Here is a 14,689-nt window from a genome sequence, read left to right as displayed (position 1 = left end):
ATTGCTATATGTGATTTTAGTTATTAGTTTGCTTAACAACCAAGGTGTCTAGTTTCAGCTTTAGCTTTAACCAACGATATAACTTATCTTTCTCTTTAGACAATTGATTAGCGTCTACTATAGTGTCATTCCATTTAACAGTAAAAACAGCTAACGTGTCAATGCTTTTAAAATTAGAGTTTACAACACTAGCATAAGATAAGGATTCAATATTTTCATAATTAATATTCACCTCTTTAGATAATTCTTCAAAAGGAATATAACCACGCTCTAGCTTAGATAACTCTTTTACTTTTTCTTCTAAAAATGTAATTTTTTGTTGCTGAGTCATTAAGTCTAAAGAGTCTCTTGTGCGTAACTCTTCCATATATTCTAGATTATTAATCTCTCTGTTTTTAGTTTGATTAATTAATAATTTAGAATTTTTTAAGTACGTATACTCTTGTAATCTATTTTCTAAAAAATGCTTCATGTCATCTGAAATTACATCTGTTCCAAATGTTGTTAACTCAATGTTAGAGTCACCATTTGGCGTGTAATTAGGCGTCGCATATTTTTGGATATAACTTGCGTTAGGTAAGGACTTAAGCTCATTGGTAATAAAGTCTTTAGCATCTACTTTAAATTGACTTTCTCTTAACACACTTAAAAACGTGAACATAGCAGGAATCATTACAATAATAGCTACTAAAGAGGCAATTCTTGCAGTACGTTTACGCTTAGCAGAATTAGCATATTTAAGCATTGGAAAACGTAAAATTTTAAGTACTAAAAATGTTGCTAAAGCAATAAATATTGTATTAATGGTAAACAAATACATAGCTTGACCAAAGTAAGTCCAATTACCTTTGGCTAATCCATAACCTGCTGTACATAAAGGTGGCATTAAAGCAGTTGCGATAGCTACTCCAAAAATTACAGAAGCAATAGTCCCACGTTTAGTACGTGCAATAATTAAAGCTAAACCTCCAAAAAAGGCTATTAAAACATCACGTATATCTGGTTGTACACGACCTAGTAACTCTGAAGTATCTTCACTTAATGGAAAAAATCTAAAAAACAAAAAGGCTGTTAACAAACTTAATACGATCATAATCGCTAAATTTATTAGCGATCGCTTAAGCGTATCAATATCATTAATTGCAATAGATAGACCTACACCTAAAATTGGTCCCATTAATGGCGAAATTAACATAGCTCCAATTACCACAGCAGTACTATTAGCATTTAAACCAATAGAGGCTACAAATATTGAGCAAATTAAAATCCATGCAGTAGCACCTTTAAAAGGGATGTCTGCTTTAATAGCTTCGATAGTGGCATCTCTGTCAGTATCGTCTCTAAAATCAAGTAATTCTTGAAGAAAGGTTTTTATACTTTTAAATAGGCCTTCAGCATCTTTTTTTACTGCTTCCTTTTTTTGATTAACCGCTTCGTTTTGTTTCTCTTCATTAGAGAAATTAAACTTATTCTCTTTAGGCTCGTTGTTTTGTTCCATAGTTAAAACCTATCCGTAATGCTCTCCAAAATTGTCTTTTACTTTTTGAAGTACTTTTTTAATATCTTGTTCTTTTGACTTCGGAAAGATAAGTAAAACTTCGTCCTTATCTACAATAATATAATCATTCAATCCATCGACAACAACAACTTTATCCGCTTTAGTTCGTATCATATTTCCTGAAGCATCTTCCGTTAAGGTTTTTGCATTGACTACAGCGTTATTGTTCTGGTCTTTATCTAATTTATCGTATAAACTTCCCCAAGTTCCTAAATCATTCCAATCAAAAGTTGCTGGAATTACGTATACATTAGTAGAGGATTCCATGATGGCATAATCCACAGAAATATTTTCTGCTTTAGGATAATTATCTCTTATAAAATCATCTTCAAATTCCGTATTATAAGTAACCATACCTGTTTTAAACAAGTCAAATAATTCTGGCTGACTACTCTCAAAAGCTTTTATTACACTTGTTGCAGACCACATAAATATACCTGCATTCCATAGAAAGTTACCTTTTGACAAAAATTGTTTTGCAGTTTCATAATTAGGTTTTTCTCTAAACTGCACTACAGGACTTATATTATCCTCAGATGCAGTTCCTGTTTCAATATAACCATATCCTGTATTTGGAAATGTAGGCGTAACACCTAATGTCATTAAGGCATCGTTATCCTGACAATAGGTAAATGCTTGCTTGACATTTGTAGTAAAAGCAACTTCGTCTTCAATCCAATGATCACTTGGTGCTACAATCATTATTGCGTCAGGATTTTCCTTTTGTATTTTTAAACTTGCATACAAAATACAAGGTGCTGTATTACGCATAGCTGGCTCCAACACAACTTGACGTAGGGTTACTTCCGGAAGTTGCTCTAAGACTAAGTCGTTATATTTTTCGTTAGTTAAAATGAAAATATTTTCTTTAGGTATTAGTTTACTTAGTCGGCTAAATGTTTTTTGGATCAGCGTATCTCCTGTCCCTAACATGTCATGAAACTGCTTAGGAAACTCCTCTGTACTTACTGGCCAAAAACGTGAACCAACTCCACCTGCCATTAATATTGCGTAATAATTTTTATTCTGCATGTCCTTGTTATTGTATTAAGCTTAACTTAATTATTTAAAATTTCTACCTCAGCATTGGCATTAAACAAATAGGTTTTACCTGTTTTTACCTCGACACACTCATGTCTAGTGCGTCTTTTTGCTCCTTTTTTAAACACACGTCCATTGTGTATTTTAAAAGTCTGATGTAAAGGTACTTCAAATATAAAGCTTTTATTATTTGGAGCGTCCAATAGCTTTAAAGCTAAGGCGAGTTGCACATCTGTGTCGCTAGACGCTTTTGGATTTATAAAATGTTTTGCAACTACAGGCAAAATGGACTCCGGAAACACCTGAGGATTAATAAAAGGCAGCATTAAATGTTGGAAGGTACGCTTCCACTCTGCTCCATGTGGTTTTATATGTCTGCCAAATTTAGAAAACGCTTCTAAATGGGCTATCTCATGTATTAACGTTATCAAAAATCGATATTTATTTAAACTTCCATTTACCGTAATTTGATGTTTTCCATTTGGTAATCTACGGTAATCACCATGCCTTGTTTTTCTTTCTTTTTTTACCATTACAACCAAATGATCGTGCTCTAAAAGCTGTAAAACTCTAGAGACTGAAGCTTCTGGAATGTAATGAGAAATAGTGTTTTGCATGACTACAAAAATAATAGTTAATTAATATTATTAACTGAATTGATAAAATAAATTTAAGTTGTATTAAATATCACAAATTAACAGTGTATAAAAAGTTAACACTACTTTGTTTTTGTATCTTTAAATATGAAACAATTAATTTTTATAGTAACCTTATTTATGAGTACAAACCTAGGATTAACAATAGATTTTGGAACAGAAAAAGCAGGTGATGATTGGCGTATAGTTAACGATGGTGTCATGGGTGGATTATCCACATCCAAAACAACTATATTAGAAAACAGCATTGTATTTAATGGCGAAGTTAGTCTAGAAAACAATGGTGGATTTGCAAGTATCCGCACGTTAATTACTGCAGGTGCATTAAGTGACTGTAAAACAATGACTATGCGATTTAAAAGTAATAGTACAGATCGTACTTTTGGATTATCTCTTAAAAATAGTCAACAATACTTCATACCTTATTATAAATACACCTTTACACCTAAAACTACAGATTGGGATACCATTTCTGTAAATCTATCAGATTTTAAACATTACAGAATAAGTGAAGTTATAGGAAATACAATGCCAATAAAAGCTTTGGATGATGTCTATAATATTGCATTAATTATTAGCGACAAAAAAGCTGGTAATTTTAATATTGAAATAGATTATATCAAGTTTGAATAACACAATAGCCTTTTACCTATAGACCATTAAGTTTTTAATTATGATACAAAAAGAAACCGCTTCCAATTTCTTGAAAGCGATTTCCCATCATTAAACAACCTAAAAAAAATTACTTAGGCATCACTACTGCATCTATTGCGTGAATTACTCCATTTGAAGCTGCAACATCTGCCATAATAACTTTAGATGTGTTTCCTTTTTCATCCATTAATACAACATCTCCATCTTCTAAAGACGCTGTTAATGATCCTCCTTGTACTGTAGCAACAGTAAATTTTCCGTTGTTTGCTTTTATAGCCTCAACTACTGCTGATGCATTAAATTTTCCTGCTACAACATGATACGTTAAAACTGCTGTTAACATTTTTTTATTCTCAGGCTTCAATAATATTTCTACTGTGCCTTCTGGCAATTTATTAAAAGCATCATTTGTAGGTGCAAATACTGTAAATGGACCTTTACCACTTAAGGTTTCTACTAAATCTGCTGCTTTTACTGCTGCAACAAGGGTTGTAAAGTTTTCATTTCCAACAGCTACTCCAACAATATTATCATTATCTTGTGTTTGCACTGCTATTGGCGAACTGTCTGTTGTGTTAAGCGCCATTTCTTTTGACTGATTTTCTACATTCTTTGGTGCTTCTTTACAAGAATTTAAACCAATTAGCCCTACTACTGTAAAAGCCATTAATACATTTTTAGTTTTCATAGTTTTGTTTTTTTTTGTTTACCCAAAGATAAAACCAGACAATAAATAAAACTATTATTTTTGTTTAAAGTTTAGTTAAATTTGTTAAACAAAATAAATTCGGTCTAAAAAAAACCGAAACTGAATATTCCAATTTCGGTTAAATAACACAATGCTAAATCGCTAAAAACCAAAGCCTAACGAAAACTGCCATACTCTGTTTTTTGGTGATCCATCATCGTAAATATCTCCAAGACCTAAATGGTAGCGCACACCTAAGCTAACATTAGCATCCGATTTAAATCCTAATCCAAAATTTACACCATAATCAAAGCTATTAGGCTCAAACTCTTGTGATGTATCAAATAAATCAAAGTTAGCATCATACGTTTCTTTATGTGAGATAGCATAACCTATTTGTGGTCCAGCCTCTAAGTAAAAGGTACTTACAGGATATAGTTTTAAAGATAATGGCACATTAATATAATTCAGTTTTTGTGTAAACGTCCCACCATTAGTTTCTAGTTCATAACCTTGCTGCGAGTACATCACTTCAATTTGAATAGCTGCAAAATTGCTTAAATAAGATTCGCCATATAATCCTACATGAAAACCGCTTCTTTGACCAGTTTCTTCATTACCATCGTATTGTACTGATGCTAGATTATAACCACCTTTAATTCCTCCATTAGACTTAGACTTTATATCGTCTTGTGCATTTACTAAAAATAAAGCTCCAAAACTTAGTGCTAGTGTTAAACATAGTTTTTTCATAATTAATAATTTAAGTAAGTGTTAAGTTGTTTAAAAATTATTTTCCTCCATTAGCCTGAAGGTCAGCAATACATTGCGCATCCAATTGTGGTATGGATCCTCCGGAAATCATAGACATTGCTCCATTACCATTTTCTGCTTTCCAATACATTAAGCAAGACTCAATATTACAATGCTTTGGATGCTCTAAATCTTCATGATTAGTTTGCAAAGGCGTACCTAAGTTGGTTAATCCTAAAATGTGTCCAAACTCATGCGTAATGACCGTAGATTCTAATATAGGTGTTGTATTTGTTATTGTGCCAGAAGTTAATTGTTGAATTGTCTCTTGATAAATTACAAACGATGTATTTCTATAAGCAGTACCCAAAACAACTCCTGAATCTGTATTGTTAGCAGAAGCACCATCCGCAAAAAAAGCCCAAACTGCTATTTGATTACTATTATTAAACAATAATCTATTAGCATCTTCTATAGCTATTATCTCTTGATTTGTATATGGCGTTAAACCAGGAGGCGAGATTGCTCGTTTTTGTACCGTAATTCCATTAGGCTTATAGGTTCTGTTTTCCAAAAAAGAAACAAAATTAGATATTGCTGTTTGAGAAGGCTCAAATCCTTCGACATACACTACCTCAACAACAAGACTAGAAAACGTAGTATCAGATAATAAATCATTAGCAGATGCACCAACATTTAACTTATTTGCTTGTGTATTGTTTAATGCATCATTTTGCGAATCGTCGCTACTACATGACATTAATACCAACAATATTATTACGCTTAAATACTTCATCTTTTTAATCTTTTTAATAATTAAACAAAACAGCTATCGTATTAAAATAGCTGTTTTGCAAAAGGCATACAAAACTGCGCTGTACTAACTTATATTTGTGTTAATACTAATGTTAATGCTGCATTGGTCGTACTTTGTAATGATATGGTCGTGTTATTAAAGCTTGTCACAGCCCAATTTTGATTTAATACATTAAATGTAACATTCCCTGTAAAGGTTAAATCTAAAAACACTTCTGTTTGAGAAGCTACCTGATAAGTCCCTTGTACATCTTGTACAGTTACATTAACCGTATTGACTGCTACTACAGATAAGTCGTTTGCAAAATCTATAGTAAACTCAGCATAATCTGACGCAGTATCAACACCTGCGTTAATAACCGACTCTATCTGAAACAATCCATCCACCAAAATAGTCTCTAAAGCATCAGCATCTTCAGCTGCTTGCTCCTCAACGCCTTGCTCATTTAAACAATCAGAAATTGCTGCTTGTAATTCTGCGTCGCTATTGAATATTATTGCCTGATTACCACTAGCATCGACAGTAGCTGTAATTGGATAATTTATAGCAAATAATTGATCATCACTAAAGTCACTTATATACGCATATAACTGCTGTTCGGTTTCTAATACAACGCTCCCAGTTTGTTCTAAACTTAAACTATACGTTAATAAGGTTATTGGAAAATCAATATCTAAACAAGTAATTGCGTCATCTCCTGCTGCTGTTACTGTTTGACATGCATCAATAAAACCATCATATGTTGATTGATTTTCAACAACAACTTGGGTATAATTACTTAGGGTAATTGTTATTGGAAACTGAAGCTCCACAGTATCTTCATCTGTATTAAATTGCGCTAAAATATCAATCACTTGTTGATAATCAGCTTGACTAATAATAGTAACCTGCGTTCCGTTTACGGTTGCAGTTACTGGCAAAAGTATTGATGAACACGACGTCCCATCTAAAAAATCATCAAAAGATCCATCGTACATTGAGGTACGCTCTAAATTACTAGCGGTTTGAGAATTTGAAGTATTAGTGTTTGGATTGTTCCCACTTTCATCATCAATTTCATCTTGACAAGATGTTAGTGTCATTAATGAAGTTAAAAATAAGGCTGTAATAAATTTTAAGTTTTTCATAATTTTAAATGTTTGTAAAGTTAATTTTTCTTTTGTTAATGAAATTATTTTCTTTTTGAAAGCTATTTTTTCGCCATTCTATGGGTAAGACAACTGGATTTTATTTTACCCTACTTTAAAATTTCAAATAAGTGATTAATTATATAAATTAAAGCGGTAAAGCTTGTTAACAAGATGATTATTAAAATTGTTTCAATGATGGTTATTAGTTTTTCGGTGTCCATGTTTACTATTTTAGATTGTTCTGCCAATAAGACAACACAAAATATTTTTACCCTACTTTTACGCAAACATTATATTTAGCCTAACCTATTTAAAAGCTAAAATTGGTTTATGATTGAGAATACAAACAACCTTTGTGAGGAAAAAAACTTTAGTGATTTTTATGTCAAGCACTTACAATCTGCAAGTAATTTTGCATTTTATAAATGTGGTGATTCTGCAAAAAGCCTAGATTTGGTACAAGATGCATTTTCAAAAATTTGGGAAAATTGTGCTAAAATAAATTTTGACAAGGCTAAGACGTATTTATTTACATCCATTAACAATATGTTTTTAAACACCATAAAACATAATAAAGTGGTTATGGATTATGCTAAAGCTGCACCTTATTTAGATACAGACAATCAAAGTCCAGAATATTTATTAGAAGAAGAAGAATTTAAAACAAAACTGCAAAATGCAATTGCATTATTAACAGATGGACAGCGTGAAGTTTTTTTATTAAATAGAATTGAAGGCAAAAAGTATCGCGAGATTGCTACTTTATTAGACATTTCACAAAAAGCAGTCGAAAAACGCATGTCAATTGCTTTAAAAACTTTGAAGCAACATATACAGAATATTTAATCAAGTAGGGTAAACAAGACATTAGTTGTCTTAATATTGAAGGACGTTTACAATGAAAAAAGAAAAAAACATATTACAATGGTTTAATAACGAGTTATCTAATGAAGAATTAGATGATTTAAAAAAATCTGAAGACTTTAAAACTTTAGAAAAAATAAAGCATTACAGCTCACAACTTGAAGCACCTAAAGTTGATGCCCAACAAGCGTTGCAACAATTTAAACAAAGACAATTAACAAAAACAAAACCTAAGGTTATTACTTTAAACTTTAAATCATTTTTAAAGATAGCAGCACTATTAATTGTTATGCTTGGAGGTTCTTATTTTGTGTTTTTTAATAATACAGAATCGTTTAGCACACAAATAGCGCAAAACAAAACGGTTACATTACCTGACAACTCTGAAGTGATTCTAAATGCAAAATCTAAACTGTCCTACAACAAAAAAACTTGGGACAAGCAACGTAACTTAAAATTAGATGGTGAAGCCTTTTTTAAAGTAGAAAAAGGTCAAAAATTTACAGTTAACACTACTGCTGGACTAGTGCAAGTTTTAGGTACACAATTTAACGTTAAAGAACGTGACAATTATTTTGAAGTGCTTTGCTACGAAGGCTTAGTAAGTGTTACACATAATAACAAAACCGTAAAACTACCTAAAGGCAATGGCTTTAAGGTTACTAACGGAAGCATTGAACTTACAACAAACCACACGACCACAAAACCCGATTGGATGCAAGCAGAAAGCAGCTTTACAAACATAGCATTACAAGAGGTAATTGCAGAGCTAGAACGTCAATATAACGTCACCATAAAAGCAACAGCTGTAGACACAACCCAACTGTTTTCTGGTACTTTTACACACAATAATTTAAACACTGCTTTACAATCCATAACCATACCTTTAAAAATTAGTTTTAAAATTGAAGGACAAACCGTTACATTTTATAATTATGGAGGTTAGACATTGGCTTGTTGGTTTTTATCTATTAATAGTTTCTAGTGGTTTTGGTCAAAACCAACAGATCCCATTGGCTGACTATTTAACAACAATCGAAACCACTTTTAATGTCAAGTTTAGTTATGCTGTAAAGGACGTGGCTAACATTAATATTACACGACCTAGTAATACTTTAGACCTAAACAGTACATTAGACTATCTAAATGCTAATACGCTTTTAAATTTTAAAACAATAGACAACCGTTACATTACCGTTTCAGTGTTAGAAAAAACTATTTCTATTTGCGGTACTGTGCTTTCTGCAGAAACAAACCAAGGTCTTTTAGGTGCTTCAATTGCTGTAAACAACACTTACTTAGGCACGACTAGTGATTATAATGGTCAATTTAGTTTAAAAGACATTCCGCTTCAAGCGACAATAACCATTTCATATCTAGGATTTAAAGATTACATTGTTACTGCTACATCCTTTTTTGATAGCAAACAAAGCTGCAAACCTATTACGCTATTAGTTGACAACCAAATGTTAAGCGAGGTTTTAATTACCAAATATTTAACCACAGGATTACAAAAATTAATAGACGGAAACATCTTGTTAAATACAGAACAGTTTGGAATTTTACCAGGCTTGATAGCACCTGATGTTTTACAATCGATTCAAGTACTTCCTGGCGTAGAAAGCGTTAACGAGAGTGTTGCTAATATAAATGTTAGAGGCGGAACCAATGACCAAAACTTAATACTTTGGGATGGCATTAAAATGTACCATTCTGGACATTTTTTTGGATTAATATCTGCCTATAATCCTTATTTAACCAACAAAGTTATGGTTACCAAAAACGGAACAAGTAGCCAATATAGTGATGGTGTATCTAGTACCATTAATATGTTTACTAAGGATAAAATTACAAACACTTTCTCTGGAGGAGCTGGTGTTAATTTAATTAGTGCAGATGCTTTTTTAGAAATTCCGATATCCAAAAAATTAGCACTACATATCTCAGGACGACGCTCCATTACAGATGCATTTAGCACGCCAACATATGATAATTATTTTGAAAGAAGTTTTCAGGATAGCGACATTAACATCAATCCAAATGTAGACAATAGCACAACACAATCCGATTTTGTGTTTTATGATTATACTGCAAAAATCCTTTTTGATTTAAACGACAAACACCAATTTAGAGCCAATATTATTGGTATAAATAATAATTTAGATTATACCGAAAGCACTACAGATAGCAACACTACGACCTCTACAAAAAGCAGTAATTTAAGGCAAGATAATTTAGGTTATGGCGCAAACTGGAATGCACAATGGAACCATGCTTTTAGCACTAACGTGTCAGGTAGCTACTCGCAATACAACGTAGACGCTTCGGATTTGCGTGTGCAAACCAATCAGCGTTTAACACAAGCTAATGAGGTCTCAGAAACCAACTTACAACTAAAAACGCAATACCAAATCAATCCTAATCTATCTTTTATTAATGGCTATCAGTTTAACGAAATTGGTATTTTAAACCAAACTACAGTCACTGTTCCATCCTACTCCAAAACTAAAAAAGACGTCTTGCTAAACCATGCTTTTTTTACAGAGGTACAATATCATAAAAACAACACGTACGTAAGACTAGGTGCACGTGCCAATTACTTCCAAAAGTTTAACCAATTACTAATAGAACCTAGATTAAATGTGCGTCAAAAATTATCTAACCAATTTGCTATAAAATTGGAAGGCGAATTTAAAAATCAAACTGCCACGCAAATTGTAGATTTTCAGGATGATTTTTTAGGTGTAGAAAACAGACGTTGGATACTTGCAGACAACCAAAGCATACCAATTTCAAAAAGCAAACAAGCCTCTTTTGGTATAGACTTTAAACAACATAATTTTAATTTAGATGTGACTAGTTTTTACAAAGTTGTGCATGGTATTACTGCCAGAAATCAAGGATTTTACAATAATTTTCAATATTTAAACGCAATTGGAGATTACACGTCTAAAGGTGTCGAGTTTTTAGCTAACAAAACAGCAGACCGTTTTAGCACATGGCTAAGTTACACGTACAGTATTAACGACTATCAATTTGACAGTTTTACACCATCTGTATTTCCAAATAATGTGGATATAAGACACTCGGTGTCATTAGGGTTTAATTATACCGTTTTACAAAATTTACAACTCTCAGTAGGTAGTGTTTGGCATTCTGGTCAGCCATATACCAATCCACTTGCCAGTAACCCAACCGTCCAAATCAATAATAATTATTACGTTAATTACGACCAACCAAACAGTCAAAATGTGGATCCATTTTTTAGATTGGATGCGTCTATTAATTATGACTTTAATTTTACAAAGGACTCAAAACTTAGTTTTAGAGCAGGTGTAAAAAATGTAACCAACCACTATAATACCATTAATCGTTATTTTGAAGTCGATCCAGAAGACAACAATAAAACCATCCAAATCGATAATAAATCACTAGGATTAACACCAAACGCTAGTTTGCGTTACAGCTTTTAATAGCTTATCTTTCTTAACATTAAAGCTTTTTAAAAGCCCCTTTTAAATGCACAATTGATAAGCAACGCCATTTTAAGATGAAACAAACTATCCTAATACTTTTTCTATTTTTAGCAATAACCGCTTGCAAGAACAACACCAACCAACCACAGTCACCAACCGAAACGCCTAAAGACTACCAAGACATTATAACAACCCATTACCAATTATATAAACCTACCAAAAAATCAAAAGCAGTACTCATCCTTTTTGGTGGTTTTCCGGAACAAGCAGAGGACATTAAGAAAGAATTTAAAATTCTGGAACTCGCTAAAAAAAACAACATTGCTGTCCTGCTATCTAACTACAATCAAAAACTATGGTTAGACACACAAGATAAACAACAATTAGCTACCTTATTACAAAACGCTATTACTGATAACCAATTACCAACAGATGCTATTTATATTGGTGGTTTTTCCAGTGGAGGCGTTGTAAGTCTGCTGCTAAGCAATTTTATAACAGCCTCAAAACAGTATAACATTAATCCAAAAGGTGTCTTTATTGTGGACTCACCTATTGACCTAGAAGCCTTATACAAAGCGTCTCAAAAAAATCTAGAGCGTCAATTTTCTGAGGTATCTGTAGAAGAAAGCACATGGATACAAAACACATTAACTGAAGCTTTTGGACCACCAGAAAAAAATCTGGATCACTACCAAAACAATAGCGTGTACACCTACAGTAGTAACTACACAAAAAATGTACAACATTTAAAGAATACAAAAATACGATTATACACAGAGCCTGACACACTATGGTGGAAAACCAACCGAAAGGCAGATTATGATCAAATGAATGCGTATTACATTAAAAAATTAGCCGAACAACTACAAGCACAACAGTTTAAAAACGTGCAATACATACCAACCCAAAATAAAGGTTACCGCTCCAATGGAGACAGACATCCACATAGTTGGTCTATCATTGATGTGGAGGATTTGGTAACATGGATTTTAAACGACTAAATTTACGTAGTTGTACGTATAGATTTTCTTGTATTTTTCAGCTAACTTCGTTTGCCGATTTATGAAAATTCTTAAAGGATTTTTTATAAAGAACCATTAATAGAAATCTCATAAAGATACAAATGCATTTAAAATCAATTCAAATTAAAAACTTTAAAGGATTCAAAAATCTTTCTTTTGAATGTAACCAAAATTTTAATGTTGTAATAGGTGAAAATAATATAGGTAAAAGTACAATATTTGAAGCACTCTTAATTTGGGAAAGTTGCTTTAATCGAATAATAAATTCCAAAAAGACAAACTTTTACAAAGCCGATGGTGGAAATACTTATATCCCATTTGGGGATTTAACATTTATTAGATTAATTAACGATACCGATTTGTTTTTTGAGGCACCCAATCAAGCAAGAATAACTGTTAATATAAAGGATAAGGAAAATGTATTCGCGTTAACTTTCGAGTTAAGTAAACCTAAATCAATTAGTAATTCTTATTTGAGATTTAAAACAGTAAATCATAGAGAATTTGAAAAATTTGCGCTGTTTTTGAAACAGCAACAAATTAAACTTGACGAAGCTATTTTTATTTATCAAACTAAACCTGTTTCAAATATATTAAATAAAGAACCTTTTATGAACTCTGGTCAAGTTCTAAAGAAGATTTCAGTAGGCAAATCTGGTGAAGTTTTACGAAATAAAATAATCAAAAAAAAATCTATAAATCGCACAAACTTAGAAAATCAAATATCAAAAGTTTTAAATCAAACAATTAATTTTCAATGCAATAATGAAAAAAGGTCACATAAAGATGAGTATATTGATTTAAAAGTATCCAATGGTACTAAAAGTTTGGATATCCATTTACAAGGAAGTGGCTTTCTACAAGTAGCAGAAATCTTCTCAACTATAGATTATCTTGAAAATGCCATGAATATATTACTCATTGATGAACCAGACTCACATATTCATGCCAAATTACAAAGAAAACTTCTTCAAGAATTAAGACTAATTAATAACACCCAAACATTTGTAATATCTCACAATGATACTTTTGTTAGCGAACTAAATCCTGATGAATTATTTTACCTGAACAACGAAAGTAAAAATGAAGGTTCTATAAAAAAATTAGACCTAAAAAACTTTGACAAAATAAAAAAAGAATTAGGAGGTATAATTGTAGCTCTAGACAAACTTAATTACACTCATAAAGTTTGTTTTGTAGAAGGAGATGACGATATAGAATACATCAATCGTCTATTAAAAAAACATCTTAAAATAGAACCTGAAAATCTTCCAAAAAAAGAAGTCGTGTTCTATCATCTTAGAGGTAAAGATTTTTTGTTTAAAAAAATAGATCATAATAAGAGACTCTTGAGCCAACTTTTTAAAGACAAGAGTTATGCTGTGATTTATGACAAAGATTTCTCTACAGAAGATTCCTGTACTGATTTTAATGCTGAAATTTCAAGAAAATTAGGAAATAATTCAAATGTTTATACACATAATGGATATTGTATTGAATCTACAATTTTTTCAGATTTAGAAAAACTCTGTATCTTTCTATCTAATTTGAATGGTGTCTCTAAGCTAAGGGTACATTTTTTTATTGAAGAATTCTTTTCTAATATTATTTTAGACTTCGGTACTCATACATCAAAATACTATAAAGATTTCGAAATAAAATTTAAAAGTCAGAAAAACGAATCAAGACCAGAACTTAACACAGTTAATTTTAATGACTTTTTAGGAAACGCTTTGGAAATAGGGAAAAATCATTATTTATTTAATAAAGCCTTAATATCTGACTTCTACAAAAGCTTTAAAAATCATTTCTCCACAATAGACAAAGATTTACTTTCAAAAACGAGTGAAGCTTTATCTTCAGAATTATTCACTTCATATATTGAAAACATTTCAAACCCAGAAGATTTTATCGATTGTAATAAAGATTTATTAAGAACAATATATGAAATTGAATAAAAAAAAATCAGGAACGAAACTCTCATTATACATAAATCTTTCAACGCAAATAACAATAACCAAACCTCA

At 31.6% G+C, this 14,689-nt stretch carries 13 protein-coding genes; 6 read left to right on the top strand and 7 right to left on the bottom strand.

The features are described from left to right. Positions 1–16 precede the first annotated feature (16 nt). The 3 genes from B2989_RS00205 to B2989_RS00195 are packed head-to-tail and all read right to left on the bottom strand — an operon-like array spanning position 17 to position 3,216. Entirely contained in the window at positions 17–1,498 is a 1,482-nt protein-coding gene (locus B2989_RS00205) for a DUF389 domain-containing protein (RefSeq protein ID WP_145001000.1), read from the bottom strand. 9 nt (positions 1,499–1,507) lie between these two features. Beyond that, positions 1,508–2,590 (bottom strand): mannose-1-phosphate guanylyltransferase, encoded by a 1,083-nt coding sequence (locus B2989_RS00200; RefSeq protein WP_292942378.1) that lies wholly within the window; start codon positions 2,588–2,590, stop codon positions 1,508–1,510. A gap of 26 nt (positions 2,591–2,616) precedes the next feature. Further along, the gene (locus tag B2989_RS00195) at positions 2,617–3,216 is read right to left on the bottom strand and encodes a SprT-like domain-containing protein (RefSeq protein ID WP_145001004.1); all 600 of its coding nucleotides are present in this window, start codon (positions 3,214–3,216) and stop codon (positions 2,617–2,619) included. Between the two features lie 126 nt (positions 3,217–3,342). Here B2989_RS00195 and B2989_RS00190 point away from each other — a divergent pair, with 126 nt between their 5' ends. Further along, positions 3,343–3,888: a CIA30 family protein gene (locus B2989_RS00190; RefSeq protein WP_292942373.1), complete on the top strand. Its 546-nt coding sequence runs from the start codon at positions 3,343–3,345 to the stop codon at positions 3,886–3,888. A gap of 109 nt (positions 3,889–3,997) precedes the next feature. On the opposite strand, the gene B2989_RS00185 is transcribed toward B2989_RS00190, so the two are convergent. The 4 genes from B2989_RS00185 to B2989_RS00170 all read right to left on the bottom strand — a co-directional run bounded on the left by B2989_RS00185 (position 3,998) and on the right by B2989_RS00170 (position 7,294). Further along, positions 3,998–4,495 carry a fasciclin domain-containing protein gene (locus tag B2989_RS00185; protein WP_414692203.1) on the bottom strand — a complete coding sequence of 166 codons (498 nt, stop codon included), beginning with the start codon at positions 4,493–4,495 and terminating at the stop codon, positions 3,998–4,000. Between the two features lie 264 nt (positions 4,496–4,759). Next, a complete protein-coding gene (locus tag B2989_RS00180; protein ID WP_292942367.1) occupies positions 4,760–5,350 on the bottom strand; it encodes a porin family protein in 591 nt (196 codons plus the stop codon). A gap of 37 nt (positions 5,351–5,387) precedes the next feature. Then, entirely contained in the window at positions 5,388–6,146 is a 759-nt protein-coding gene (locus B2989_RS00175) for a membrane metalloprotease (RefSeq protein WP_292942364.1), read from the bottom strand. Between the two features lie 89 nt (positions 6,147–6,235). Further along, positions 6,236–7,294, bottom strand: a complete 1,059-nt coding sequence (locus B2989_RS00170) for a hypothetical protein (protein WP_292942361.1) — start codon at positions 7,292–7,294, stop codon at positions 6,236–6,238. Positions 7,295–7,627: 333 nt separating this feature from the next. On the opposite strand from B2989_RS00170, the gene B2989_RS00165 reads away from it, so the two are divergent. The 5 genes from B2989_RS00165 (at position 7,628) to B2989_RS00145 (ending at position 14,620) form a co-directional block, all read left to right on the top strand. Further along, positions 7,628–8,143, top strand: coding sequence for an RNA polymerase sigma factor (locus B2989_RS00165; protein ID WP_028283817.1), 516 nt, complete (start codon positions 7,628–7,630; stop codon positions 8,141–8,143). Positions 8,144–8,195: 52 nt separating this feature from the next. Further along, positions 8,196–9,107 (top strand): FecR family protein, encoded by a 912-nt coding sequence (locus B2989_RS00160; protein WP_292942358.1) that lies wholly within the window; start codon positions 8,196–8,198, stop codon positions 9,105–9,107. Further along, the gene (locus B2989_RS00155; protein WP_348661717.1) at positions 9,067–11,634 is read left to right on the top strand and encodes a TonB-dependent receptor plug domain-containing protein; all 2,568 of its coding nucleotides are present in this window, start codon (positions 9,067–9,069) and stop codon (positions 11,632–11,634) included. Before B2989_RS00160 ends, B2989_RS00155 begins: the two co-directional genes overlap by 41 nt. A 77-nt stretch (positions 11,635–11,711) precedes the next feature. After that, positions 11,712–12,641, top strand: a complete 930-nt coding sequence (locus B2989_RS00150; RefSeq protein WP_292942355.1) for a hypothetical protein — start codon at positions 11,712–11,714, stop codon at positions 12,639–12,641. 122 nt (positions 12,642–12,763) lie between these two features. Next, a complete protein-coding gene (locus B2989_RS00145; protein WP_292942352.1) occupies positions 12,764–14,620 on the top strand; it encodes an ATP-dependent nuclease in 1,857 nt (618 codons plus the stop codon). Positions 14,621–14,689 lie beyond the last annotated feature (69 nt).

Source organism: Olleya sp. UBA1516 (assembly GCF_002323495.1).
Lineage (GTDB): Bacteria > Bacteroidota > Bacteroidia > Flavobacteriales > Flavobacteriaceae > Olleya.
This window is presented reverse-complemented; position numbering and strand designations above follow the sequence as displayed.